Here is a 25,071-nt window from a genome sequence, read left to right as displayed (position 1 = left end):
CAATATCCCATCTGTTAAATCATGAATTTAAACGAAAAATTAATCGTGATATAGTATGTACTTACATAATACGTACCACAGTACTAAATCGACGGAGGCTCCATGGCTCGCGGCGGCATCAATAAAGCAGTAGTTCAAACGGCACGCCTGGCGATCCTGGCCCGCGGCGAAAACCCCAGCATCGATGCTGTACGTATCGAGATGGGTAATACCGGCTCGAAAACCACGATTCATCGTTATTTGAAGGAACTGGACGAAAGCGAATCGCGCCAGACCATCACCCAGGCGCCTATCGACGATGAGCTGGCGGAACTGGTGACCAAGCTGGCCCAACGCCTTAAAGACAAGGCTCAGGAGCCGATTGATAGCGCCTTGGCGCAGTTCGAGCAGCAGAAAACCGCCCTGCTCGCTCAACTCGAAGAGCTGGAACTGGCCCACAGCCAACTCAAACAGGAGTTCGAGGTTCAGGCGCACGCGCTGGCCGATGAGAGCGCCGCACTCAATACCACCCTCTCCAGCCTGCAAACCGAACAGACCCGCAACGCCGGCCTGAGTCAGGCCTGCAGTGACTACGAGCTACGGATCAACGACAAGGACGAGCAAATTCGCTCCCTGGAAGAAAAGCACCTGCATGCACGGGATGCGTTGGAGCATTACCGCGACGCGATCAAGGATCAGCGCGAACAGGAACAACGGCGCCACGAAGGCCAATTGCAACAGGTACAGGCAGAACTGCGCCAGGCGCAACAGAGCGCGATGGTGCGTCAGGATGAGATTACTCAGTTGCACCGCGATAACGAGCGGCTGCTGATTGAGCATCGCGTTACCGTGAAGGAGTTGGGCGCATTGCATGAACAATCACGCAAGGAGCGGGACGAGCAGCGCCAGTTGAGCGAACAGGTCAGCCTGATCGACAGTGAGCGCACCCTCCTCCAGGAACGTTTGCGGGTTGCGCAGTTGGATATTCAGTTACGTCAGGAGGCATTGATCGAACACCAGCAGACCAACAAGGCCCTCGAACTGGACCTGGTCAAAGCCCAAGCCAGTATCGAGGCGTTGCGCCTGGCAGCCGTCGTTGCAACGGCACCAGAGGCAACTGCCGACAGTTGATCAGCCCGCCACTGGCGTGCGCATGGTGACAAACTCTTCCGCCGCCGTCGGGTGCACGCCGATGGTTTCATCGAAATGCTGTTTGGTCGCGCCCGCCTTGAGCGCGATCGCCAGCCCCTGGATGATTTCACCGGCATCCGGCCCCACCATATGGCAGCCCAGGACCTTGTCGGTCTCTGCATCGACCACCAGCTTCATCAACGTGCGTTCCTGGCATTCGGTCAAGGTCAGCTTCATCGGCCGGAAGCGGCTTTCGAAAATCTGAACCTTGTGGCCGTCAGCTTTGGCCTGCTCTTCGCTCAAACCAACGGTGCCGATGTTCGGCAGGCTGAACACCGCCGTCGGGATCATCGCGTAATCCACCGGGCGATATTGCTCAGGCTTGAACAACCGACGCGCCACGGCCATGCCTTCGGCCAACGCAACCGGCGTCAATTGCACGCGCCCGATCACATCACCAATGGCCAGGATCGACGATTCGGCGGTCTGGTAGAGGTCATCCACTTCAACGAAGCCGCGCTCGTCCAGTTTGACGCCGGTGTTTTCCAGCCCCAGGTTATCGAGCATCGGACGTCGACCCGTGGCGTAGAACACGCAATCGGCTTCCAGTACGCGACCGTCTTTCAGGGTGGCCTTGAGGCTGCCATCGGCTTGCTTGTCGATGCGTTCGATATCGGCATTGAACTGCAAGTCCATCCCACGCTTGGTCAGCTCTTCCTGCAAATGCTTGCGCACCGCACCATCGAAACCGCGCAGGAACAGATCACCGCGATATAACAACGTCGTTTGCGCACCCAGGCCATGGAAAATCCCGGCAAACTCGACAGCAATGTAACCACCACCCACCACCAAAACACGCTTGGGCAGCTCTTTGAGGAAGAAGGCTTCATTGGAGCCGATGGCATGCTTGTGCCCCGGAATGTCCGGGATCTGCGGCCAGCCACCGGTGGCGATCAGAATGTGTTTAGCGGTGAAACGCTCACCGTTGATTTCCACTTGATGAGGGTCAACCAAGCGCGCATGCCCTTCATGCAGGGTCACGCCGCTGTTGAGCAACAGGTTGCGATAAATGCCATTGAGGCGATTGATCTCGCGGTCCTTGTTGGCAATCAATGTCGCCCAATCAAAGTTCGCCTCACCCAGTGACCAGCCAAAACCACTGGCCTGCTCGAAATCTTCGGCAAAATGCGCACCGTAGACCAGCAACTTCTTCGGCACGCAACCAACGTTGACGCAGGTACCGCCCAGGTAGCGGCTTTCAGCCACGGCCACCTTGGCACCAAAGCCTGCGGCAAAGCGCGCAGCCCGAACACCGCCGGAACCGGCACCAATTACATAAAGGTCAAAATCGTAGGCCATTTCACTCTCCTCAGCAGGCCAACAGCATACCTGCTGCCGCTCTCTGGGCAATATATGGGGCCGAAAAACAAGAAAGCCACCCGAAGGTGGCTTTCTTGAGATCAGGCAGGCAACCGTGAATCAGTAAGCCTTGCCAGTCTTGTAGAAGTGCTCGAAGCAGAAGTTGGTCGCCTCGATGTAGCCTTCAGCGCCGCCGCAGTCGAAGCGCTGGCCCTTGAACTTGTAGGCAATCACGCAGCCGTCTTTGGCTTGCTTCATCAGCGCGTCGGTGATCTGGATCTCGCCGCCCTTGCCTGGCTCGGTTTCTTCGATCAGCTTGAAGATATCCGGGGTCAGGATGTAACGACCGATGATCGCCAGGTTCGACGGGGCGTCTTCCGGCGCCGGCTTCTCGACCATGTTACGCACACGAATCAAACCATCGCCAATTTCGTCGCCAGCGATTACGCCGTACTTGTTGGTTTCCTGAGGATCGACTTCTTGAACGGCAATGATGGTGCAACGGTATTTCTTGTACAGGTTGACCATCTGGGTCAACACGCCATCACCTTCCAGGTTGACGCACAAGTCATCCGCCAGCACCACGGCGAAGGGTTCGTCACCGATCAACGGGCGACCGGTCAGAATCGCGTGGCCCAGGCCCTTCATTTGAGTCTGACGGGTGTACGAGAACGAGCACTCGTCGAGCAGTTTACGGATACCAACCAGGTATTTTTCCTTGTCGGTGCCCTTGATCTGGTTTTCCAGCTCGTAGCTGATGTCGAAGTGATCTTCCAGGGCGCGTTTGCCACGACCGGTCACGATGGAGATTTCGTTCAAGCCAGCATCCAGTGCCTCTTCAACGCCGTACTGGATCAGTGGCTTGTTCACCACCGGCAGCATCTCTTTGGGCATGGCTTTAGTCGCTGGCAGGAAGCGAGTACCGTAACCGGCTGCTGGGAACAAGCATTTCTTGATCATAAAAGTCCTTAATAAGGGCTGTGCGTACGAAATTCGGCGCAGTCTAATCAGGCCGCAGTCACCTTACAATGGGTCCTGCTGGCGTTGCGATGTCAACATAGAGAAAAAATGTCGGCTTAAGTTCCGCCCATCTTCAAACAGGACTTCCCGGCGGCGTCGCGAAAACTGACCACGCCCCGTTGTTTTAAAGGCCTTCACCCTTTTTAGCATGCTTTATGAGGATCGGCACTGACCTGCAACAAGTTGGGCGGTCCAAGGGCATTTGGCGCTATCATTGCGCCCTTGAACCAGACCACGAGAAAGATAGATGTCAGAACCAAAAGGCGTGAACGGCTACCTGATCACACAGCGAGCGGACGGCTGGCACTTGATCAACTTCCACGGTGACAGCGTCGCCGGGTCATTCGCGACCGAACGTGAAGCTATCGCGGTAGCGGAAGTGTTTGTGGATGAAGCTGGCCACGCGTCGAGCAAAAGACCGAAGGGCAAGTAAGCTTCGCAGCCCTACAGCCCCGCACACCAAAGCCTCGGTGAGCGGGGCTTTTTTGTGTTTGTCTGTGTACGCTGATGGCCGTTCGCTATAATCTCGCTTGAACCGTTTCAGCGCTCCCCACCTCAACACCTTCAACGACGATCACAACATGAACAAGATCCTGGCACTGATTGCGGTACTGGTACTCACCGGCTGCACCACCGCCTCCGACACCTACCTGAAAAACGGTGAGCAAGGCCTGACCATTGATTGTTCCGGCGAAGCCAATTCCTGGGCCAGTTGCTACGAGAAAGCCGACGCATCCTGTGCAGGCACCGGTTACCGCATCGTCGGTACCGAAGGTACGCCGGCCCTGAAGGAAAGCGACAAGACCCTGGGTAAAGATGTCGGCAACTTCAAAAACCGCAGCGTAGTCGTCGTCTGCAAGTAAGTTGATCAGCTACATGTGAATTTCGGCGAACTTGATGCCCAGGCCGCGAATGGTCTCGATCAAATCATCCAGGCGCGAGAAGGATTCGACCTCATCCTGGTCATCCACCAGGAAAAAACTGCGCCCGGCGCTTTTCTTGAAGAACACAATCCACTCCCCAGGATCGGCCGGGTTCTGTATGACATGGGTTGCCGATATGTGACCTGCTGCATGTCGGTCTCTGACTTGCTCACGCTTCATGACTGAATTCCGAAAAAAACAATGCCGCTGGGTTTCAGCGGCATTTTTTGTGGGTTGCCAACAGTTTAACGGATGCCCTGGCCTATCAGCACGCCCTCTACGGTTTGCCCATACAGATTGACGCCATCGTTGGCGTGAAACTTCACACGGGTTTTCTCTACCGAACCGTCCACCAGGCGCGGATCCTGCGGTCGCTCGTGGCTGTTGACGTAAGCCGCTACATCCCATGCCTGCTGGTCGGTCAGGCTACCGCCCTTGCCTAGGGGCATGTTGTATTTGATGAAGGATGCCGCCGTGTTGATCCGGTGCATTCCGGCGCCCCAGTTGTAGGAGTTTTTACCCCACAACGGCGGCATGACGTAGCTGTCGCCGACTTTCTGGCCTTGGCCTTCGGCACCATGGCAGACCGCGCACTGGCCCTTGTAGACCTCGGCGCCCTGAGCCAAGTCGTAAGTGCTAGCGGAGGACGGTACCTCCGGATAGCCGCGTCCCGGCAACTCGACGCCCAGGGGTGCCTTGCTGGCCAGCCAGTAGGAATAGACCGACAACGCCGTAATCTCCGGACTGTCAGCCGTCGGCGGCGTGCCGCCGTTCATGCTGAACTGGAAACAGCCCTGCAAGCGCTCGGCGAACGTGTTGACCTTGTCGTTCTTCTTTCGATACGCCGGGTACATGGGGTAGGCCCCCCATAACGGCGCCGAATTGGCCAGACGCCCCTGGTCCAGGTGGCAGTTGCTGCAATTGAGACCATTACCGACAAATTTCGGCGCCAGACGTTTGGTGTCGACAAACAGCGCGTACCCCTGCCTGACCAGCGTGCCGTAGGCATTGTCCGGCAGTTCGCTTTCCAGCGGAGGCTGGAACTGTGTGGCTGGGTGCGCGGCGGCAGGAGCCTGCAATTGCGATTGATCTTCCATGGCGATAGTCGCAGCCAAGGCAGGCAGACTGATCAACGTGCCCAACACGGGAGCAAACAGGAACACCTTCATGGCTTGACCTCCTGGCCGCTCAATGATGAGAAATAGGTCGCCACGCCTTGCACTTCTTCTGCCGTGAGTGACTTGGCGATATGACCCATCAAGTCATTGGGATCGTTATGCCGCGCCCCGCTCTGCCAGGCATTCAGCTGTGCAACCATATAGGCGGCAGATTGACCTGCCAGGGGTGGGAATGCCTCACCAACGCCCACGCCAGCGGGCCCATGGCAACTGACACAGGCAGGAATCTGTCGATCCCAGGCACCTTGCAAGGCGATTTTTTGCGCCGCATCGGCGGGCATGACACTTCGGTGAAGGGCCGCAGCGGCAGGTGCGGGCATTGCCGCCAACGCCTGGGTCACGGTGCCGATTTCTTCTTCAGTCAGGGCCTTGGCCAGCGGCTGCATGACTGGGCTGCTGCGGGCCCCACTTTTGAAATCTTCCAACTGCTTGCGTAAATAGCCCGCCGGCAAACCGGCCAGGCGTGGAAAACCGGCCGCTGCCAGCCCCAGGCCATCGGCCCCGTGGCAAGCTACGCAGGGCGCAGCGCCGGGCTGCGAACCGCCTTGGGTAAAGACATTTCCGTCCTCTTGCCCGTGAGCACTGCCCAGTATCAGTAGCAGCGCACTCCCCATCAGAACTCGTTCCAGAGACATCATCACGACTCCATTTTTATAGTTATATGCTTAGACTTACAAAGTATAAGCCTACAAATGGTAGGGCAATGAGTTGACAGCGACAACACCTGCACGCAATACAAAAATAAACATCTGCCAGCAAACACGAACCTTCACATTCATCGCAGGCAAAAAAAAGCCTGACTCTGCATCAGGTCAGGCTTTTTGAATCGGATTTGTACGAGCGAGCCTGCAGGCTTAACCGGAAATGCAATCCTCGGCGGCTTTCTTCACGTCGCCCGGGCGAATGGGCACATTGGACATGCTTTCATAGAGCTTGATGCTGCTGCCGCTGGAGCGATCTTCGATTTCAAAGACGGCCGACGGATCAGCGGAAAACTTCTGCGGCACGATCACCCGAACACCGTCCTTGTGGGGCTCGATCTGCGACGGTCTACGGGTCGATGACAATTTCTGAACCACGCAGGCCGCATATTCCTGCGGTTTTTTCCCGGAGATGACCGCCAGGGTTGGCGGCGTCTGCTTGATGTCTGTAACCGAAGCACACCCACCTAACGCCAAGGCCAGAACCAACACACTCCACTTCATACAAAACCTCCGATAAAGACCCTACGACAGCGGGAATAGTATTTTTCTCCCGCAAACGTAGGATTTATCCCTCATAACTCGGTAAATAACTGTTTTAAATTGTCGAAGACGTCGACGACGGCCCGATAATAAACGTGCTGGGACTGATAAACTCCATCTTAACCTACGTATCGTTCTGATTTTTCAGAAAAAGCCCTTCTGGAGACACCCCATGAAATTCATTCACCAGCGCGAGCACCTTAACGAAGGGGACATTGTCGTCATCGAATGCTCGCAAACCTGCAACATCCGCCTGATGAGCGACGCCAACTTTCGCAGCTTCAAGAACGGTGGCCGCCACAGTTACCACGGCGGTGCGTTCGACACGTTCCCGGCTAGAATCACCGCGCCCAGTACCGGTTTCTGGAACATTACCCTCGACGTGGTCAACCGCCGCGCCATCAGCGTGACACGCAAGCCGACCTTGTCCCACAAGATCCGCATCGTTCGCCGTACCAACTCCAAACTGAGCTGATTGTTCAATCGCAGCCGACAGGAAAGACCGTGACTCAAACCACCAAATACGTCATCAAGTACAAGCTCAATGGTGAGCGCCGCTTCGAATTCGCCCAACTGCAATCCGCCAGCGTCGAAGAGGCCAAGCAGGCCTTGGCGAAGATTCATGATGCGAGCGATGAAATCACCGACATCAATGTGAGCAAAGCCCTGTAATTCGAGCGCAAGCATCGGAGTGCCGTGCCCCCGGCGACTTCCTAGACTGGCAGCCTTCACCCGTTGCCACAGGAGCTCGCCGATGTTTTCTTCATCCGTTTCCCCCTCACTGACCGAGCGCCTGGCCTCCCAGGACTGGCATGCTATCGAAAGCGCTCTTGACCAGCAGGGTAATGCGCTGATTCCCGGGCTATTGACTGCCCGCGAATGTGCCGATCTCAGCGACCACTACCCACGACAGGAGGTATTCCGCTCCCACGTGGTAATGGCCAGGCATGGCTTCGGCCGGGGCGAATACAAATACTTTCGTTACCCGCTGCCAGCCCTTGTCAGCGATCTACGCGAACAGCTTTATCCTTATCTGACGTCACAGGCCAATCGCTGGAACGAGCAGATGAATCTGCCGATCACCTACCCGCCACAACACGCCGACTTCGTCACCCGCTGCCACGCCGCCGGGCAACAACGTCCCACGCCCCTGCTGCTGCAATATGGCCCGGGGGACTACAACTGCCTGCATCAAGATCTTTATGGTAAGCATGTCTTTCCCCTACAGGTAGCGATCCTGCTATCCCAGCCTGGAGAAGACTTCAGTGGCGGTGAACTGGTACTGACCGAGCAACGCCCGAGGATGCAGTCTCGCGCCCAGGTCGTGCCATTGAACAAGGGGGATGCGGTGATCTTTGCGGTCAACCAGCGCCCAATGCCCAGCACCCGTGGTTTTCATCGGGTGACCTTGCGCCACGGGGTCAGTGTTCTGCACAGTGGTAAACGTCATACCTTGGGAGTGATCTTTCACGATGCGCAGTAAGCCAATTCCTGGCCCCACCGCTGATCTGTTTGCCGACGACGCCTTGCAGCAACCGGCGGGACGCGAGCAAATCGGCGAACAGTCCTACGTCCTCAGGGGCTACGCCCTGCCCTGGGTTGAACGTCTGCTGCCGGAATTGCGGCGCGTGCTGGCCCAATCACCGTTTCGGCAAATGGTCACGCCCGGCGGCTTCACCATGTCGGCAGCCTTGAGCAGTTGCGGCGAATTGGGATGGACCACGGACCGCGCGGGCTATCGCTACACAACCCTTGATCCGAACAGTCAGCAACCCTGGCCGGCACTCCCCGAAGCTTTGCGTCAGTTGGCGGTAATGGCAGCGGCAGAAGCAGGATTCGGCGGCTTTGAACCGGACGCCTGCCTGATCAACCGCTATGTGCCGGGGGCAAAAATGTCCCTGCACCAGGACAAGAATGAACGTCACTACACCGCGCCAGTGGTCTCGGTGTCCCTGGGATTGCCGGCGGTGTTTCTATTCGGCGGCCATGAACGAAGTGACAAGACACAAAAAGTCTCGCTGTTCCACGGTGACGTGGTGGTCTGGGGTGGCGTGGATCGCTTGCGCTTCCATGGTGTGCTGCCGATCAAGGAAGGCGTGCACCCGCAAATGGGGCCACAACGTATCAACCTGACGTTCCGTATGGCCGGCTGAATTTGACCGCAAGCATCGGAGTGTTGCGGATACACAGCCCGACTAATCTGGCTGTGTTCGCCCAAGAGTAATCAACCATGACTTCGCGCCACTCCACCGAACAAGACCCACGCTGGGCTGCCATCGTCGCCCGCGACCCCAAGGCTGACTTGCAGTTCGTCTACGGGGTAAAAACCACCGGTATCTATTGCCGTCCCAGCAGCGCGTCACGCCTGCCACGCCCGGAAAACGTCGAGTTCTTCGACACCCCGCAACACGCCGAGGCGGCCGGTTACCGCCCCAGTAAACGCGCCTCAGGGGATCAAACCCAGGTAGCACAGCGTCATGCCCTGCTCGTGTCGGCAGCCTGCCGGCATATCGAACAGGCCGAGACCGTGCCCAGCCTGGAAGCGCTGGCCACCCTCGCCGGCTTGAGCCCCTTTCATTTCCACCGGACTTTCAAGGCCGTCACCGGCCTGACGCCTAAGGGCTACGCCAGTGCTCATCGCTCACGCAAAATGCGTGACGGGCTCAAGGACAGCCATTCGGTGACCGATGCGCTGTACGACGCCGGCTTCAACTCCAACAGCCGATTCTACGAATCCGCTGACCAATTGCTGGGCATGAAACCCAGTGATTACAAGGCCGGCGGCACCAATAGCGACATCCGTTTTGCCGTCGGCCAATGCTCCCTCGGGGCAATCCTGGTGGCGCAAAGCAATCGCGGGGTGTGCGCGATTCTGCTGGGAGACGATCCGGACAAACTGGTGCGCGACCTGCAGGATCAATTTCCCCGGGCCAACCTCATCGGTGCCGATCACGGCTTCGAACAGTTGATCGCCCAGGTTGTCGGCTTTATCGAAGCGCCGGCGCTGGGCCTGGACCTGCCCCTGGATCTGCGCGGTACGGCGTTTCAGGAGCGGGTCTGGCAAGCCTTGCGGGAAATTCCGGTGGGCAGCACCGCCAGTTATGGCGAGATAGCCAAGCGCATCGGTGCACCGACTTCTTTCCGTGCCGTGGCTCAGGCGTGTGGGGCCAACAGCCTGGCAGTGGCGATTCCCTGCCATCGGGTGGTACGCAGCGATGGCAACCTGTCGGGATATCGCTGGGGTGTGGAGCGTAAACGTCAGTTGCTGGAGCGGGAAGGCTCTACACAAACCTGAGGGCATACACTGCTCGCGCCCGAGCGTCTCAGAGTGGGTGTCGACGCCGGTGTCCGAACCCATTCCACTACATCGATACCGCGCCCAAACATGGCAAAGTCGATGAGCGATCCAATCGCATCAACTAAACAAGGTCATTAAAGATCCAGAGAGGCCACGGGCTACTCTGGTCGACGAGTAAAAGTTGATGGGAGTACTGGAACTGCTTCCGCCACAATTAATTTGGCCAAGAATTATGTTGGTTGCAAACGCGGCCATTTTCAATTAAATGCCGCTGTGGAAGGTCTGAAGTACTCATCACACTGATACAGGGGCATGACGATGCTAGCAGTTCAATACCAAGCCTATGGTGGTTACCAGGAAAATCGGATTGTTGATCTTCCACAGCCTCAACCAATCGATGGTGAGGTGCTGGTGGAAATACATTCGGTTGGAATCAATCCGCTCGACAACACACTCCGATCAGGGCACTTCTATGCCGCAACACCAGAGAATCTGCCTCGTATCGGCGGCCAAACGGGTGTGGGTATCGTGCTCGAAAGCAAAAGCCCGGATCTGGTAGCAGGCGACCGAGTATTCGTATCGGGGAAAAACTTTGGCGTGACAGTCGACGGAACCTGGCGTCAGTTGATCGCTCTGCCGGCTACCGGGCTCAAGCGGGTCCCGGTCAACGTCGATGATAATCATGCTGCGGCGTTCCTCGCTGGCGCTGGATATCTGACCGGTTATCTTGCTTTGACCGAGTTCGCACACTTCAAGCCAGGGCAAACGGTTCTAGCCCCTGGCATAGGAGGCGCCGTAGGCATGGAGACCGTGCAGATTGCGAGGCATCTTGGCGCCTCCATGGCTATCTCTACGGCAAGTACCACGCTCAAGGCCGAGCAGGCCCGAGCCGCAGGTTACGAACATGTGATCGATCTATCTCGTGAGCCGCTCCAGGATGGAGTCATGCGTCTGACCAATGGTAAAGGAGTCGACGTTGTGGTCGATGGTATCAGCGGCTCACTCACCAAGGCGGCGCTTGGCTCGCTTGCATTCGGCGGCATGCTGATTATCGCAGGCTACGCAGGAGGACGGGATGCGGCCGTTGATGTGACTGACATCATATGGAAAGGTGCTCAAATTCGCGGTTTTACGTTCAAACCGGGAATCTTCAGTACTGAGACCGTGGAGTCCGCCCAGCAAGCATGTATTGATTTCCTCGCTGCAGGAGCCTTACAGCCAACAATCGCCAAAGTGTTTCCGCTAACCGAAGCTGCCGAAGCTGTACGTTATCTAATAGAAGACCGCCCCTTTGGCCGAGTAGTAATGAGCACGATTATTTGATGAGCCAACACATTGCTCTTGGAGCAAGTGTTCTCAAACATTAGAAACCGGTCCCTTGCCATTAGATGTGTTGGCGCGTGTTTGAAAAAACGCGGACTCGTATTTCAGCGTGACGGGCTCATGCTACCTACAAATGACTATCGGCGAGATCGTTCATTCGAACTCTTTGAGAGGGCCTATCGAAGATATTTCATGGCGCCATTTTTCCATTGTTGACTGCAATGAATCAGCGGGTTATGACAAGCTGATTGAGCCAAGTGATTAGCCTACTTGCGCAGAGTATAAATTTCGATAACACGCCACCACAAACCAGACCAAACCCCCTCGATAACGAGTCGGCTTCGGCGCTACTCAAGAGGGTTTAAAAGGAGCATCACCCCATGAAACTTTGTACTTCTGCACTTCTTGCGAGCGTCCTTTTTGCACCGGCCATGTCGTTTGCCGGAGAGTCGAGCGAGCCGTCAACGCCTCAACAGGTTCATTCGAAAGTTTCGACGGAAGCTAACAAGAAAATTGCTCTTCGTGCATTAACCGGAGCATTTGTAGATCGAGACCCTAGTGTCGTCGATCAATACTTCGATCCAAATTATATCCAACATAATCCTTCGATTCCGAACGGTCCGGCTGCGATAAAGGAGGTGATCTCGAAACTGCCGAAGGACTTTTCCTATCAGCCGGGCATGGCGGTATCTGAAGGTGATTTCGTAATGGTTCACGGACGGATCGTAGGTTGGGGGCCAAAACCAATGATCGTCGTTGACATATTTCGTTTAAAGGACGGTAAGGTGGCCGAGCATTGGGACGTCTTGCAGGAAGAAGTCTCTGCGACAGCCAGTGCGAATGGCAACCCTATGTTTTTACCGTCGGAAGCGAAGTAATCTAAGTGTCGATGATCACTGGTTGAGTCTGATCGACACGGGGTGAGCACGCGAAGTTTGCGTTGCCGCTGCTGATGCGTGAGGCACTCGACCAGTATCTTCGGACAGACTTCGACGAGACAGCACCAATCCAGGTTTTATGCGTCAGGGCCTCTCGTACGAAACGCCTGGGTATTCATGCCCTTAAGGTCGATGCTGTTTTCTTCGAGTGACTCGGCAATTTCAAGCTGTCCTGGGATTTGCCCGGGAAAGCGTGTGTTCCAGAAACCTTTAAGGCACGCCGGGTCGGTATCAACGAACATGGCTTGCATGACGTCCGGTCTGCCCACCGCCCGAGCGTTAGGAAAGTACCGCTTGAACAGCGCGATGCCAAAAAAATGATCAGCATGGCCATGAGTCACATAAATTGTGGTCAGGTTCTTGCCGCTCGCTATGATCCAATCCAGTAACGCCTGCGAGGCGTCGACGGTAAGAAAAGTATCGATCAGTACGGCGTCCCGCTCGCCTTAGATTAACGTAGATGAATTGGGCACCCAGGCGAGGGACTCATAGCCGGCCGGCAATTTTCGATTGACGCCGGGACGTTTAGTTACGAAAACCGACTATTGCAGGGCTGCCCTTATATTGTTTGACTTAGTCATGAGAACGCCTTCATAAATTGAGGTAGTGCGCGACAGCTTTCATATTTGAAGCCTCCAGTGATCCATTTACCGCATGTTTGAACATGTACGTTGCACGCTAGCTCACAACGCCTGCGGGACGGCTATAGATTACTGGCGAAGTCGTAGATGCCGCGGATAGCATCATGGTGGAGTTCCGGCAGAGCGGCTTCGAAGATAACGTCACCGTCGTGGGTGATGCCGTTCACCGTACGGCTGATTACACTAACTCCGGCATGAGTAAGTTTGCGGGCGTAGGCAAGGCCTTCGTCACGCACCGAATCGAGTTCGTTAGTGGAGATTACGTGCGGTGGAAGGCCGATCAAGTCGGCCTCGGTGGCGTGGTAAGGCCAGGCCAGGGGATTGCGCCGGTTGGCACAATCGGGGTCGTAAAGTCTGGCCAGAACCTGGCTAGTGGCAAGGCTGGTGAAATACTGGTCGTTTTCCAGCAAGGAGGGCAGCTCCCGCGCTTGGTCCTCCACGCTCCAGTCGTAGGCGCCGGAGATATGTGGCGCGAGTGCATACACTCCGTCCAGCAAGGTGAGCAGGCCATCCTGCTTGGCCTTGAGGGCCGTGGCGAGGGCGAGGTTACCGCCGCCGGAATCGCCAACTACGATGATCTTGCTCAGTCCGAGGTTATCGCGGTGTGCGTCAGTCCATTGTAGAGCACTGAAGGTGTCATTGAGGCCCGCCGGAAAGGGATGGGGACCGAGTTTTCCCGCACCATTACGAAAGTCGACGCCGACCACGATCAGGCCGGTGGCGGCCAACTGGTCGGCCCAGCGTAGGTGGAGGGGGTTGTCCATACTCAGCAGGACCATCCCTCCTGAGTGCAGGTAGATAATGCCAGGCATGGGACCAGCAGACTCGGCAGGGCGATGTATGTAAAGCCTGATCGTGTTGCCGTCTACGCCGGTAATCGTCTCTACAGCGCGTGTCACCCCGGTAATGGGAGCCAGGCCGGTTGTGACCGCTCCGTATAGCTGCTCGAAGCCTGCTTCAGCGACGGTGCCCCACTCAAGCAGGGCTTGCCTTGAGTCGGTGGCTGTGACGGGCGGCGGTGTGGCGTGCTTGTCCATACCGAAGGTGGCCATTGCTGCAACCAGTCGAGCGTTGCTTCTAGGATCGGAGCCGAAGTCGGTGGCGGGGTCGCCGAGGCGGCCGGGCAACAAAAGCTGAAGCAGGGTACGGCCATGCGCTGTTGTCATGAATTTGCCTCACCTGGTGCGGATGTGTTGGGCGTGACTCAACCGCGCCCGAGTGCGCGGGCAATGAGTAAAGTGTCGGTGGTCTGTTGAAGCCGAATGATCTGGCCATCGCGCAGGGTGTAAATATGCACGAACCGGGAGGTGACTTGGTTGCCGCCGTCCTTGGTAACGCCGTGGTAGCGACCAAGCGCGATAACGTGGTCTCCAACCTCGAAGAACTCGTCACCCTCGGCCCAGAACTCGCTGAAATCGCCAAAGAAGGAGAAAAAGTCGTTGATGATATTGTCGAAGCCGCTGTATACGCCGCCCTTCGGGAAGCCGACAGCAATGTCCCATACGGCATCCTGTGCGATAACCGCTCGTATGACGTCCATATCACCTTTGGCATTGTACATACGCTGGATGACGTCGATCTGCGCAGAGCTGGCGGTGCTAGTCATGGGGTTCCCTCTTTATGTAGTGCGGTCGGTAGTCAGGATAAGTCTGGCGGCTTCAAAAACGTGCGGCGTTGGTCATTCGTTCTGCCATTAGCCTTCTCGATGAGCCAGAATAAATTGACATCTTGGATGGTGCTTCGCAAGTAGGATCTCTAACCCATTGATAGGTTTAAGATAAAGCCATGTCCGCATCTGTTGGTCGGCCCTCACTCCCTCCGCGTACCGGTCAATCATCCTGGGCAAGAAATCATTTGCACACGATGTGAGCACGCACAAATGGAATGCAAGCCGCTACAGCTACCCCTCCAGCTTGCGTCGACGAAACTCCGCGACCTTATGCCGATTGCCACACAACGCCATGCTGCACCAACGGCGTTTGTGAGCCTTGGTACGGTCGTAGAACCACAGCACGCAATCCGGATGTTCACAGGTGCGGATCAAACCGAAATCACCCTCTACCAACAGCACCGCAGCGGCCTCTGCAAGCGGTGAGAGAAACTGCTCAGGGGTTTGCTGTTTGCGCTGACGCTCCAGGTGCACCTCGCCCGGTGCAGGCCAGGATAGTTGCGGATGGCTGACGGCCTTGCGCAAGAAACCGTTAAGGGCAACAGGGTCACCTTGCAAGCCCACCTTGCGCTGCTCCAGCAGATCCCGGATCACCTCCCGTAATCCCCGCGCCACGCCTAGCAAAGCACTCTCCTCGAACGCAGGCACGGCGCCCTCCTCGGCCCAGCCAAGGCGTACCAGCCAACGCTCGACATCGGCATCCGTCTGCCAGAAATCCCGAGCCACACCGTCGACATTCGCCCGCGTATTGAGCATGTCCAATACCGGGTCATCGGCCAGCACATAAGGTTCCAGCGGTAAATCGGGTGGGGTGATGGCAGTCATGTCGAATCCTCTTGAACGCGCATCATCGTAACCGCTATCCAAGCGCTTGTGTAGTTACGCGCCCCAACCAAAAAGTAACCTCTTAATTTGATTTGACAGGTTACAAAAACTCGAGCAGCCTGCTTAACCAGTAACCCGAAAAACTAAATTAACCAGTTACTCAGGAGTATGATCATGTCGATCCCCGTCTCAGTGATTCGCTGCCGTCACGTCGATGCCGACGGTGTGCGCGTGTTCTACCGTGAAGCCGGCGATCCTGCGGCCCCGGTGATTCTGTTGCTGCACGGCTTCCCCAGCTCCTCCCATATGTACCGCAACCTGATCCCGCTGCTCGCCACCCGCTACCGCGTGATTGCACCAGACCTGCCAGGGTTCGGCTTCACCGAAGTACCCGCTGAACGCGCCTACCACTACAGCTTCGACAACCTGGCAATCACCCTCGGGCACTTCGTCGACGCACTGAAACTCAGCCGTTATGCTCTGTATGTCTTCGACTACGGCGCTCCGGTTGGCCTGCGCCTGGCCGTGGCGCATCCGCAGCGAGTCAGCGCTCTGGTGTCGCAAAATGGCAATGCTTATCTGGAGGGTTTGGGTGATGCCTGGGCACCGATCCGCGCCTACTGGGCCGAACCGAGCCAGGCCAATCGGGAAGTGATTCACAACGCAGTGATCAGCCTGGATGGCACCCGCTACCAATACCTGCACGGTGTTGATCAACCGGAGTTGGTAGCGCCAGAGTCCTACATACTCGATACCCTATTGATGCAGCGCCCCGGCAATGACGAGGTCCAACTCGACCTGTTCCTCGACTATCGCAACAACCTGACCTTGTACCCGGCCTTCCAGGCATTTTTCAGGGCCACACAACTGCCGACACTGGTGATCTGGGGTCGTAACGATCCGTTTTTCATCCCGCCGGGGGCTCACGCCTACAAGACCGACAACCCCAACGCGGTGGTGGAGTTGCTCGACACCGGTCACTTCGCCCTGGAAACCCACGCGGCGCCGATTGCCCAGCGTATCCACGAAGTACTTGGGCACGCCATCGACTGAAACCTGCGATTGAACCCGGCACGAAAAGCCGGGTTCGTCCAGTGAATAAAACAGACTGGCCGAGGGCTGTTGGCCCCTGCTAAAACAGCGGGCAAGCATTCCACCGTTGGAGAAGCAACCCATGAGCACCTGGCCAGACACCCGAATTATCGACCTGCTGGGCATTGAACTGCCGATCATCCAGGCGCCCATGGCCGGTGCCACTGGTACAGCCATGGTTATTGCCGCCAGCGAGGCCGGCGCCCTGGGGTCAATGCCGGCCGCAGCATTGAGCATTGAACAACTGCGTGAGGCGCTGACCACCATTCGCCAAAGCAGCACTAAACCGCTGAACGTCAACTTCTTCTGCCATCAGCCACCCGCACCCGACGCCGAACGTGATCGTCAATGGAAAAACCTGCTGGAACCCTACTACCGTGAGCTGGGTGCCGACTTCGATGCGCCGACGCCCGTTTCTAGCCGCGCGCCCTTCAACAATGCCGCCTGCGAAGTTGTAGAAGAGTTCCGTCCTGAAGTGGTCAGCTTCCACTTCGGCCTACCAGAAAAAGCCTTGCTGGATCGGGTCAAGGCGACGGGTGCCAAAGTGCTGTCGTCCGCCACCACCGTCGAAGAGGCCATTTGGCTGGAACAGCACGGTTGCGACGCGATCATTGCCATGGGCTATGAAGCCGGGGGGCATCGCGGGATGTTTCTCACCGAAGACCTCAGCAGCCAGATCGGCACCCTGGCGCTGGTGCCGCAGATTGTCGACGCCGTCAGCGTTCCGGTGATTGCCGCCGGCGGGATCGGTGATGCGCGGGGCATTGTCGCCGCCTTTGCCCTGGGAGCATCGGCGGTGCAGATCGGCACCGCGTACCTGTTTACCCCCGAGGCCAATGTCACCGCGTCGCACCACCACGCATTGCGCAATGCTCAAGCCAGTGAGACAGCCCTGACCAACCTGTTCACCGGGCGTCCGGCGCGGGGCATCATCAATCGGGTGATGCGTGAGTTGGGATCAATCAACCCGACCGCGCCCGCATTTCCGCTGTCCGGTGGCGCGCTCATACCGTTGAAAGCCAAGGATGAAGCCGGCTTCAGTAACTTGTGGTCGGGTCAGGCGTTACGCCTGTGCAAAGACCTTTCGACTTACGAGCTGACCCGTACGCTGGCGGAGCAAGCGCTGGAAAAACTCAAAAGAACCTGAAAACACTGACTTCCTGGGCAACTTTGCACTGTACCGGCGATGGCCAACCGCTATATATTCACATACATAGCGGTAGACCTCTCTGCCTATAACAAGCCGTACAGTCGGCCCCCCAAGGAGCAGCTTCATGATGATTCGTGCCTCACGCCTGGCCCCTACCAGCCTGGCCACCCTGATCGCCCTCTTCACCCTAGGTTCGGCTCAGGCTGATGAAGTCCAGGTGGCCGTTGCTGCCAACTTCACCGCGCCGATCCAGGCGATTGCCGCCGACTTCGAAAAAGACACCGGGCACAAACTGATTGCCGCCTACGGTGCCACCGGCCAGTTCTATACCCAGATCAAGAACGGCGCGCCGTTTGAAGTGTTCTTGAGCGCCGACGACACCACCCCGCAAAAACTCGAAAGCGAAGGCGATACCGTCAAAGGCTCGCGCTTCACTTACGCGGTCGGTACCCTGGCGCTGTGGTCGGCCAAGGAAGGCTACGTCGATGCCAAGGGCGAGGTGCTGAAGAAAAATGAATATAAGCACTTGTCCATCGCCAACCCAAAAGCCGCCCCTTATGGCCTTGCCGCCACTCAGGTGCTGGCCAAGGAAGGGTTGACTGAAAAAGTGAAGGACAAGATCGTCGAAGGCCAGAACATCACCCAGGCCTATCAGTTCGTGTCCACCGGCAATGCCGAGCTGGGCTTCGTCGCCCTGTCGCAGATTTATAAAGACGGCAAGGTCACCAGCGGTTCGGCGTGGATCGTGCCAGCCTCCATGCATGACCCGATCAAGCAAGACGCGGTGATCCTCAACAAGGGCAAAGACAGCGCCGCTGCCAAGGCTCTGGTTCAGTACCTGAAAGGGCCGAAAGCTGCCGCTGTTATCAAATCCTACGGTTACGAGCTCTAAATGCCCCTGTCGAGTGCCGATTTTTCCGCTATCTGGCTGACCATCCAACTGGCATCGCTGACCACCGCGATTCTGCTGGTCATCGGCACTCCGATCGCCCTGTGGTTGTCACGCACCCGCTCGTGGTTGCGTGGCCCCATCGGGGCGATCGTCGCCTTGCCGCTGGTGCTGCCACCGACGGTGATCGGCTTCTACCTGCTGCTGACCATGGGTCCCAATGGTTACTTCGGCCAGTTCACCCAATGGCTGGGCCTGGGCACCTTGACCTTCAGTTTTACCGGGCTGGTGATTGGCTCGGTGATCTATTCCATGCCGTTCGTAGTGCAGCCGTTGCAGAACGCCTTCTCCGCCATCGGCACCCGCCCGCTGGAAGTGGCCGCGACCTTGCGGGCCAATCCCTGGGACACTTTTTTCAACGTGATCCTGCCCCTGGCCCGCCCGGGGTTTATCACGGCGTCGATTCTCGGTTTTGCCCATACCGTCGGTGAGTTCGGCGTAGTACTGATGATCGGCGGCAATATCCCCGACAAGACCCGGGTGGTTTCGGTGCAGATCTACGACCACGTCGAGGCCATGGAATATGCCCAGGCCCATTGGCTGGCCGGGTCCATGGTGGTGTTTTCTTTCCTGGTGTTGCTGGCGCTCTACTCCAGCCGTAAAACCAAAGCGGGCTGGAGTTGATGTCGATGATAGAAGTACGCCTGCAACTGAAGTATTCCGGGTTTGCCCTGGACGTTGACCTGCAGTTGCCCGGGCGCGGAGTGACGGCGTTGTATGGGCATTCCGGCTCCGGCAAGACCACCTGCCTGCGCTGCATCGCTGGGCTGGAACGGGCTGACGAAGGCTTCATCCGGATCAACGACGAGGTGTGGCAGGACAGCCGTAACGGGCTGTTTGTACCGCCGCATAAGCGCGCGCTGGGCTACGTGTTTCAAGAAGCCAGCCTGTTCCCGCATTTGTCGGTGCTGGCCAATCTGCAATTCGGCCTCAAACGCATCCCGCGCCAGCAGCGCCGGGTGGACATGGCCCAGGCCACGGAGTTGCTGGGCATCGGCCACCTGTTGGACCGCCATCCCCAGCACCTTTCCGGCGGCGAACGCCAGCGGGTCGGCATTGCCCGCGCCCTGCTCACCAGCCCGCAACTGCTGCTGATGGACGAGCCCTTGGCCGCTCTGGACAGCAAACGTAAAAGCGAAATCCTGCCGTACCTGGAGCGCTTGCACGACGAGCTGGAAATACCGGTGCTGTACGTCAGCCATGCCCAGGATGAAGTGGCGCGGCTGGCCGATCACATCGTCTTGCTCAGTGACGGCAACGCCCTGGCCAGCGGCCCCATCGGCGAAACCCTGGCCCGGCTTGACCTGCCCATGGCCCTGGGTGACGACGCCGGTGTGGTGATCAATGGCACGGTCAGTGCCTATGACGCCCACTACCAATTACTGACCCTGCAACTGCCCAACAGCCCGTTACAGGTTCGAGTCGCTCATACGCCGCTGGACCGTGGTAAACACCTGCGTTTCAAAGTGCAGGCCCGGGATGTCAGCCTGAGCCTGCAAGCCGAAGAGCACAGCAGCATTCTCAACCGTCTGCCGGTAACAGTGACCCAGGAAATTCCCGCCGATAACAGCGCCCACGTGCTGGTGCGCCTGGACGCTGGCGGCACGCCGTTGCTGGCGCGTATCACGCGTTTTTCCAGGGACCAGTTGCAGCTGCATCCAGGCCAAGTGTTATGGGCACAAATCAAAGCGGTGGCAGTACTGGCCTGACTGATTGCAATCCTTTGGCACGACCGCACAGTGCTGCGGTCAATCAGACATACCGGCCAAGGACTTTGCACCATGCCCGATCCAGCGCTGCTTGCCGACCTGCCCCACGACCTGCATTACGTTGACGACACCCAGCCCGGCATCCGCCGCAAAAAGCTACGAGGCAAGTTCCAGTATTTCGCGGCCAATGGCGAGCGCATTACCGACGCCACCGAGATCAAGCGCATCAGCGCCCTGGCCGTACCGCCGGCCTACACCGATGTATGGATCTGCGCCGACCGGCACGGCCATCTGCAAGCCACCGGCCGCGACGCCCGGGGACGCAAGCAATACCGCTATCACCCCCGTTGGCGCGAGGTGCGCGACAGCGACAAATACTCACGGCTGCAAGCCTTCGGCAGCGCCCTGCCGAAGCTGCGCAAACAATTGGAAGCCCAGGTCGCCAAACCCGGTTTCAATCGTGAAAAAGTCCTGGCCACGGTGATCCTGTTGCTGGATGCCACGCTGATTCGCGTGGGCAATACCCAGTACGCCCGGGACAATCGCTCCTACGGCCTGACCACCTTGCGCACCCGGCATGTGGACATCAAGGGTAGCGAAATTCTGTTCCAGTTCCGTGGCAAGAGTGGCATCGCGCACCAGATCACCGTCAAGGATCGGCGCCTGGCCACGGTGGTCAAACGCTGCCTGGAGTTGCCGGGGCAGAACCTCTTCCAGTATCTGGACGAAGACGGCGAGCGGCATACCGTCAGCTCCACCGACGTCAACGCCTACCTCCACAGCCTGACGGGGGACGACTTTACCGCCAAGGACTATCGAACCTGGGCCGGCAGTGCTCTCGCACTTTCGGTGCTGAGGGATCTTGAGTGGCAACCGGAATCCGACGCGAAGAAGCACGTGGTAGCGATGGTAAAAGAGGTCGCCCGACAACTGGGCAACACGCCGGCGGTATGCCGCAAGTGCTATATCCACCCGGCGATACTGGAGCATTTCAGCCTGGGCGAATTGGCGAAACTGCCCAAGCCACGGGTGCGTAAAGGCTTGAAAGCCTGGGAAGTGGGACTGGCGATGTTTCTCGAACAACTGGCCAAGCCCTTGTAGGAAAAAACCCAAGTGCGCTACCCTGTCGACCCTTTCCAATGCCCGGGATGATCGCCGACGTGAAGTTCTAAGCCTTCCAAAATGTATTCGCAACGAGCCGCCTGGCGCGCTTGTTGGCCTGTTTCACATTTTTCCGGAGGTGCTGATGACTGACGTCAAACGGCTGCCCGTACTCGTAACCCTGCAACACCTGTGTTTCCAGTTCGCCAATGGCGAAACCTTGCTGGACGGTCTGACCCTGTCTTTCGATCACACACCCACCGGCATTGTCGGTCGTAACGGCATGGGCAAAAGTGTCTTGGCGCGCTTGATTGCGGGCGAACTTGCGCCCTCATCCGGCACGCGAAAATCTTCGGCCAGCCTGGCCTACGTGCCACAAACAATCAGCCTGGCGCCTGGCGAAACCGTTGCACACGTAACGGGCACCGCCAAGGTCCTAGTTGCGCTTGAACACCTGGCCAAGGGTGGAGCCACGCCGGAGGACCTGGAGCTGATCGATGACCGCTGGGACCTGGCCGAACGCCTGCGCCAAGCGCTGGATGCGTCGGGGTTACCCGAGGTCAGTGCTGACACCCCGGCCGACGCTCTCAGTGGCGGCCAACTGGCCCGCGTGGCGTTGATCGGCGCGTTGTTATCCAAACCGCAGTTGCTGGTGCTTGATGAGCCGACCAACCATTTGGACAGCGAGGGTCGCGATTGGCTACTCAGCACTTTGCGCGACTGGCGCGGCGGCTTGATTGTGGTCAGCCATGACCGCCAGCTACTCAATACCATGGGCCAAATCATTGAACTCTCCCCCTTGGGCGCTCGGGTCTACGGCGGCAACTACGACGATTTTCGCGCTCAACGCAAGACCGAACAGCAAGCCGCCCAGGCCGCCCTTGAGCATGCACGCCTGGATCGCAGCCGCGAACGCAAGCGCCTGCAAAGCGACCACGACAACATCCAGCGCCACGCCGCCAGGTCCCGCAAGAACGCAGACGCCGCCAATGTCGACCGACTCACCCGGGCACGTTGGAAAGGCGCCGCCAACGAAATCGTCAGCAACGTGCGCAGTGATCATCTGCAACACAAGCAGGAACTGGATGAGCGTGTACGCCAGGCGCATTCGCGGGTGGTGGATGAAACGCCTACGCTGCTGGCGTTGCCCGGTACGGTACTGCCCACCGGTCGTCAGGTGCTGACTCTGGAAGGCATGCAGTTGCCTTGGTTGGACCCGCAGTCACCCGCCAGCTACGTCAATGCAAAACTGATTGGCCCGATGCGGCTGGTGGTCAGCGGCCCCAACGGCTGTGGCAAATCCACCTTGCTCAAGGTGCTGGCAGATCACCTGCGGCCCATCAGCGGCGAGTGTGCGGTTCACGTCCCCGCTGCCTATATCGATCAACAATTGGCATTGCTGGACGATCACTTATCGATTGTCGAACACCTCAGGTTATTGGACACACCACTGGCCGAAGGTGAGTTGCGCACGCGCCTGGCGCTATTGCAACTGGACGCCTTGCGGGTCACGCAGCCGGTTGGGCGACTCAGTGGCGGCGAGCGATTGAAAGGCGCCATGGCGATTGCCTTGTGGCGCGCAGTCCCAGCGCAATTGCTGCTGCTGGACGAGCCCACCAACCACTTGGATCTGGAATCGGTCATCGCCTTTGAACGGGCGTTGCAGGGGTTTACCGGCGCACTGGTCGCGGTATCCCATGACCCGGCTTTTGTCGCCGCCCTCCAGCCCACTCACACCTTGACCTGGCACGCCGGCGGTTGGCGTTTCGAGGGGATTTGAATGGAATGCCGCAGGTCATTGCAGCCTGGACCAAAGCACCCTACGGTAGTGGCCGGATAATCTCATCGAGGAACCTGGCCCCATGCTGCCTTCATCCCTCAGGCTCAACACCAACACGGCATTGCTGCATCAGCACAAATGGCGCGGCCGTGTCGGGTTGATGCTGGTGGCCAGCCTCTCGGTGCTGGCCGGCATGACCGATGCCATTGGCTTCATGGCCAGTGGTGATTTTGTCTCGTTCATGAGCGGTAACACCACGCGTCTGGCGGTGGCGATCAGCGACGGCAACCTGGGCCTGATCGGACGACTCACGCTGTTGGTGGCGACGTTTATCGCGGGCAATGCCTTAGGGGTGATCATCAGCCGTATGAGCAAACGTCATGCGTTGCCTTTGCTGCTGTGCATCGCTACGTTGCTGTGCGGCGCAGCGGCCTGGCCTTTCGCCGATCAGTTGCCCGCCTTGCTGGCGGCGATCATCGCCATGGGCATGCTCAATGCAGCGGTTGAAGAGGTCAACGGCTTGCCGGTGGGGCTGACTTACGTCACGGGGGCGCTGTCACGTTTCGGGCGCGGGCTGGGACGATGGATGTTGGGGGAGCGGCGCAATGGCTGGCGGGTGCAGTTGATTCCCTGGGCCGGGATGTTTGTAGGTGCAGTGATCGGTGCGTTACTGGAGCGGCAGATGGGGATTCACGCGCTGCTGGTCAGCGGCCTGCTATCGGCGTTGCTGGGACTGCTGTCGTTGAAGATTCCGCGGCGTTGGCACCTGGGGTATATGCCACGCTGAATCGCCAGAAAAGGTGCCCGCCCGACATTTCGGCCTCGACGTCCATGTACTGGTAAAGAGCCTGGATGTCGGGCGAGCAGGCAAATTTTAGGTCAATGCCCGGTGGCTGTCCGCCGGGCATTTCTGAATAAATCTAAAGCTGATTCTTACAGACATGTCGCCAGAGCGGCCAGGCGACGCTTGGCGGCCCAATTGTCTTCGGCGGCGTAATAATTGGCAGTGGCCCCTTTACCGGTGGTCAGCACATCGACGAAGTAATCACCAGCGGTGGTATAGATCGTATAACCACCGGCCGGGGCAGGCTCCATGAACCCACCGGCGTCGACGCCGAACACCGCCTCGTCCTGCCAGCCGAACTGGACGCACTGGGCAACCACCAGCGCCGCCTTGTCCGAAGCCAACGCTTTGTAAGGCGCCCCGGAACGCGCCTCTTTCATCTTCGATCCCGCGCAACCGGCCAGCGATGCCAGTACCAACGCGCCTATCACCACCATCCGCATACCGTTGCTTCCTTGGAAAAAAACGCGACTGTACCACTGGTTCCGACTTGGCAGGCGACACCGACTGATTATTGCGTCACCCTGTAGGCTACCTGTGAACCCGCTTTTATCCGGAAACCCCATGACACCTAACGCCGAGCGCTATAACCCGTCCACCGACTATGCCGACAAACTGATCAGCCGCATCGGCCAGACGCCTTCGTGGATTGCCAAACGTATTGGTGTGACCGACAAGCGTATCCGCTACATTCTCGATGGCGAGCGTACCGTCAAGGGCGAAACCAGTCCGATCCAGATGACCTACACCGAACAGTTTGCCCTGGAGTGCCTGGCGGCCGAGGCCCAGGCCAACAAGAAGTAACCTGGTGCTGCTGACAGCCCGATGAATTTTGTTTCACTGTGAAGGGAGATCTTGCCGCCTATAGTGGACGAGCTCATTTTTAGAAGTCTCCCTTCTGCCCGCCCTCCCGCGGGC

The 25,071-nt window shown here is 58.0% G+C and carries 29 protein-coding genes and 1 pseudogene; 19 read left to right on the top strand and 11 right to left on the bottom strand.

The features are described 5' to 3' along the window. Positions 1-102: 102 nt before the first annotated feature. On the top strand, positions 103-1,110 hold the full coding sequence (locus tag HKK55_RS09995; protein WP_169354502.1) for a DNA-binding protein: 1,008 nt from the start codon (positions 103-105) through the stop codon (positions 1,108-1,110). Here HKK55_RS09995 and gorA read toward each other — a convergent pair whose 3' ends face one another. Beyond that, positions 1,111-2,469: a glutathione-disulfide reductase gene (gorA, locus tag HKK55_RS09990; RefSeq protein ID WP_169354501.1), complete on the bottom strand. Its 1,359-nt coding sequence runs from the start codon at positions 2,467-2,469 to the stop codon at positions 1,111-1,113. A 120-nt stretch (positions 2,470-2,589) separates the two neighbouring features. After that, the gene (gene galU / locus HKK55_RS09985) at positions 2,590-3,429 is read right to left on the bottom strand and encodes a UTP--glucose-1-phosphate uridylyltransferase GalU (RefSeq protein ID WP_169354500.1); all 840 of its coding nucleotides are present in this window, start codon (positions 3,427-3,429) and stop codon (positions 2,590-2,592) included. A 307-nt stretch (positions 3,430-3,736) separates the two neighbouring features. Here galU and HKK55_RS09980 point away from each other — a divergent pair, with 307 nt between their 5' ends. Next, positions 3,737-3,922 carry a hypothetical protein gene (locus HKK55_RS09980; protein ID WP_010562799.1) on the top strand — a complete coding sequence of 62 codons (186 nt, stop codon included), beginning with the start codon at positions 3,737-3,739 and terminating at the stop codon, positions 3,920-3,922. Between the two features lie 148 nt (positions 3,923-4,070). After that, positions 4,071-4,352 carry a hypothetical protein gene (locus HKK55_RS09975; RefSeq protein ID WP_169354499.1) on the top strand — a complete coding sequence of 94 codons (282 nt, stop codon included), beginning with the start codon at positions 4,071-4,073 and terminating at the stop codon, positions 4,350-4,352. Between the two features lie 9 nt (positions 4,353-4,361). Here HKK55_RS09975 and HKK55_RS09970 read toward each other — a convergent pair whose 3' ends face one another. The 4 genes from HKK55_RS09970 to HKK55_RS09955 form a co-directional block, all read right to left on the bottom strand. Beyond that, positions 4,362-4,592, bottom strand: a complete 231-nt coding sequence (locus HKK55_RS09970; RefSeq protein WP_169354498.1) for a hypothetical protein — start codon at positions 4,590-4,592, stop codon at positions 4,362-4,364. A 65-nt stretch (positions 4,593-4,657) separates the two neighbouring features. Continuing rightward, a complete protein-coding gene (locus HKK55_RS09965; RefSeq protein ID WP_169354497.1) occupies positions 4,658-5,581 on the bottom strand; it encodes a c-type cytochrome in 924 nt (307 codons plus the stop codon). Continuing rightward, complete coding sequence (locus tag HKK55_RS09960) at positions 5,578-6,228, bottom strand: c-type cytochrome (RefSeq protein ID WP_169354496.1); 651 nt, start codon at positions 6,226-6,228, stop codon at positions 5,578-5,580. Before HKK55_RS09960 ends, HKK55_RS09965 begins: the two co-directional genes overlap by 4 nt. 216 nt (positions 6,229-6,444) lie before the next feature. Next, the gene (locus HKK55_RS09955; RefSeq protein WP_169354495.1) at positions 6,445-6,795 is read right to left on the bottom strand and encodes a hypothetical protein; all 351 of its coding nucleotides are present in this window, start codon (positions 6,793-6,795) and stop codon (positions 6,445-6,447) included. Between the two features lie 211 nt (positions 6,796-7,006). On the opposite strand from HKK55_RS09955, the gene HKK55_RS09950 reads away from it, so the two are divergent. From HKK55_RS09950 to HKK55_RS09920, 7 genes are all read left to right on the top strand, one after another. Continuing rightward, the gene (locus HKK55_RS09950) at positions 7,007-7,309 is read left to right on the top strand and encodes a DUF1883 domain-containing protein (RefSeq protein WP_169354494.1); all 303 of its coding nucleotides are present in this window, start codon (positions 7,007-7,009) and stop codon (positions 7,307-7,309) included. A 29-nt stretch (positions 7,310-7,338) separates the two neighbouring features. Then, complete coding sequence (locus HKK55_RS09945) at positions 7,339-7,506, top strand: hypothetical protein (RefSeq protein ID WP_169354493.1); 168 nt, start codon at positions 7,339-7,341, stop codon at positions 7,504-7,506. Positions 7,507-7,588: 82 nt separating this feature from the next. Continuing rightward, entirely contained in the window at positions 7,589-8,317 is a 729-nt protein-coding gene (locus HKK55_RS09940) for a 2OG-Fe(II) oxygenase (RefSeq protein WP_169354492.1), read from the top strand. A gap of 4 nt (positions 8,318-8,321) precedes the next feature. Continuing rightward, entirely contained in the window at positions 8,322-8,987 is a 666-nt protein-coding gene (gene alkB, locus HKK55_RS09935; protein ID WP_169357824.1) for a DNA oxidative demethylase AlkB, read from the top strand. Between the two features lie 77 nt (positions 8,988-9,064). After that, on the top strand, positions 9,065-10,129 hold the full coding sequence (ada, locus tag HKK55_RS09930) for a bifunctional DNA-binding transcriptional regulator/O6-methylguanine-DNA methyltransferase Ada (RefSeq protein ID WP_169354491.1): 1,065 nt from the start codon (positions 9,065-9,067) through the stop codon (positions 10,127-10,129). A gap of 321 nt (positions 10,130-10,450) precedes the next feature. Continuing rightward, entirely contained in the window at positions 10,451-11,455 is a 1,005-nt protein-coding gene (locus HKK55_RS09925; protein WP_169354490.1) for a zinc-binding alcohol dehydrogenase family protein, read from the top strand. Positions 11,456-11,835: 380 nt separating this feature from the next. Further along, complete coding sequence (locus HKK55_RS09920; protein ID WP_202020924.1) at positions 11,836-12,333, top strand: nuclear transport factor 2 family protein; 498 nt, start codon at positions 11,836-11,838, stop codon at positions 12,331-12,333. Between the two features lie 137 nt (positions 12,334-12,470). On the opposite strand, the pseudogene HKK55_RS29500 reads toward HKK55_RS09920, so the two are convergent. The 4 genes and pseudogenes from HKK55_RS29500 to HKK55_RS09900 form a co-directional block, all read right to left on the bottom strand. Then, a pseudogene (locus HKK55_RS29500) lies at positions 12,471-12,824 on the bottom strand (MBL fold metallo-hydrolase); the annotation flags it as partial. A gap of 272 nt (positions 12,825-13,096) precedes the next feature. After that, on the bottom strand, positions 13,097-14,071 hold the full coding sequence (locus tag HKK55_RS09910) for an alpha/beta hydrolase fold domain-containing protein (protein ID WP_336604616.1): 975 nt from the start codon (positions 14,069-14,071) through the stop codon (positions 13,097-13,099). 167 nt (positions 14,072-14,238) lie between these two features. After that, a complete protein-coding gene (locus tag HKK55_RS09905; RefSeq protein WP_169354488.1) occupies positions 14,239-14,640 on the bottom strand; it encodes a nuclear transport factor 2 family protein in 402 nt (133 codons plus the stop codon). A gap of 294 nt (positions 14,641-14,934) precedes the next feature. Next, the gene (locus tag HKK55_RS09900; RefSeq protein ID WP_169354487.1) at positions 14,935-15,528 is read right to left on the bottom strand and encodes an ABATE domain-containing protein; all 594 of its coding nucleotides are present in this window, start codon (positions 15,526-15,528) and stop codon (positions 14,935-14,937) included. A 174-nt stretch (positions 15,529-15,702) separates the two neighbouring features. Between HKK55_RS09900 and HKK55_RS09895 the strand changes: the two genes are divergently transcribed. The 8 genes from HKK55_RS09895 to HKK55_RS09860 all read left to right on the top strand — a co-directional run bounded on the left by HKK55_RS09895 (position 15,703) and on the right by HKK55_RS09860 (position 24,096). Next, positions 15,703-16,581, top strand: coding sequence for an alpha/beta fold hydrolase (locus tag HKK55_RS09895; protein WP_169354486.1), 879 nt, complete (start codon positions 15,703-15,705; stop codon positions 16,579-16,581). Positions 16,582-16,702: 121 nt separating this feature from the next. Further along, positions 16,703-17,767, top strand: coding sequence for a nitronate monooxygenase family protein (locus HKK55_RS09890; protein ID WP_169354485.1), 1,065 nt, complete (start codon positions 16,703-16,705; stop codon positions 17,765-17,767). A 127-nt stretch (positions 17,768-17,894) separates the two neighbouring features. Then, on the top strand, positions 17,895-18,662 hold the full coding sequence (gene modA / locus HKK55_RS09885) for a molybdate ABC transporter substrate-binding protein (RefSeq protein WP_169354484.1): 768 nt from the start codon (positions 17,895-17,897) through the stop codon (positions 18,660-18,662). Continuing rightward, positions 18,663-19,343 (top strand): molybdate ABC transporter permease subunit, encoded by a 681-nt coding sequence (gene modB, locus HKK55_RS09880; RefSeq protein ID WP_169354483.1) that lies wholly within the window; start codon positions 18,663-18,665, stop codon positions 19,341-19,343. It begins immediately after the preceding gene. A gap of 5 nt (positions 19,344-19,348) precedes the next feature. Further along, a complete protein-coding gene (gene modC / locus HKK55_RS09875) occupies positions 19,349-20,428 on the top strand; it encodes a molybdenum ABC transporter ATP-binding protein (protein WP_169354482.1) in 1,080 nt (359 codons plus the stop codon). Positions 20,429-20,500: 72 nt separating this feature from the next. Further along, complete coding sequence (locus HKK55_RS09870) at positions 20,501-21,529, top strand: DNA topoisomerase IB (protein ID WP_169354481.1); 1,029 nt, start codon at positions 20,501-20,503, stop codon at positions 21,527-21,529. Positions 21,530-21,674: 145 nt separating this feature from the next. After that, positions 21,675-23,309: an ABC-F family ATP-binding cassette domain-containing protein gene (locus tag HKK55_RS09865; protein WP_169354480.1), complete on the top strand. Its 1,635-nt coding sequence runs from the start codon at positions 21,675-21,677 to the stop codon at positions 23,307-23,309. A gap of 82 nt (positions 23,310-23,391) precedes the next feature. Next, positions 23,392-24,096, top strand: coding sequence for a YoaK family protein (locus tag HKK55_RS09860; protein ID WP_169354479.1), 705 nt, complete (start codon positions 23,392-23,394; stop codon positions 24,094-24,096). Positions 24,097-24,242: 146 nt separating this feature from the next. On the opposite strand, the gene HKK55_RS09855 is transcribed toward HKK55_RS09860, so the two are convergent. Beyond that, positions 24,243-24,596 (bottom strand): hypothetical protein, encoded by a 354-nt coding sequence (locus tag HKK55_RS09855; protein WP_169354478.1) that lies wholly within the window; start codon positions 24,594-24,596, stop codon positions 24,243-24,245. A 121-nt stretch (positions 24,597-24,717) separates the two neighbouring features. On the opposite strand from HKK55_RS09855, the gene HKK55_RS09850 reads away from it, so the two are divergent. Continuing rightward, positions 24,718-24,957 carry a hypothetical protein gene (locus tag HKK55_RS09850; RefSeq protein WP_155585329.1) on the top strand — a complete coding sequence of 80 codons (240 nt, stop codon included), beginning with the start codon at positions 24,718-24,720 and terminating at the stop codon, positions 24,955-24,957. The last annotated feature ends 114 nt before the right edge of the window (positions 24,958-25,071 follow it).

This window comes from Pseudomonas sp. ADAK18, assembly GCF_012935695.1.
GTDB lineage: Bacteria > Pseudomonadota > Gammaproteobacteria > Pseudomonadales > Pseudomonadaceae > Aquipseudomonas.
This window is presented reverse-complemented; position numbering and strand designations above follow the sequence as displayed.